Consider the following 504-nt stretch of genomic DNA (forward strand, 5'->3'; position numbering starts at 1 on the left):
CCCGCCGACCGCGGATCATTGTCACAGATCCCCTTGAGCAGTTCGGCGATCCGCGCCGCCAACACCACCGCATCACAGCCCAGCACCTGACCCCACACCAACACCAGCTCATCCGGATCATCCACCGCGCCGATATGGAAATCCCGGGCCTTGACGACCTCCCGGGCCCGGATCACCGCATCCGGATCGAACCGCTCGATCACCGCATCAATGGCAGCCACCAACGCCTCTTGCGACAACGACCCCCACCGCGACGCCTTACCGGCCAACTCGCCATCGAGCAACGCCAGCACCTGCGGGTCCTCGACCAGCCGGGTGCGCCAACAGATCTTTGGCGTGCCCTCTGTTCTCCGGACTGCGGACCAAATAGGGTCGGTCGGGTCTGTCTGAATAACGGTGGATCTGGTCTTGGTCTGACACGCCGGGCGTGAGCTTGGCGGGAAGGACTGACGATGTCAGAAACACTCGACTCCATGGCGACCGATGTGGATCAACGCCAGCTCG

The 504-nt window shown here is 63.5% G+C and carries 1 pseudogene; it reads right to left on the bottom strand.

The window, feature by feature from the left end:
• Positions 1 to 332 (bottom strand): annotated as a pseudogene (locus ASJ79_RS25770) (DUF222 domain-containing protein); the annotation flags it as partial.
• Between the last annotated feature and the right edge of the window lie 172 nt (positions 333 to 504).

The organism is Mycobacterium sp. NAZ190054, from assembly GCF_001545925.1.
Lineage (GTDB): Bacteria > Actinomycetota > Actinomycetes > Mycobacteriales > Mycobacteriaceae > Mycobacterium.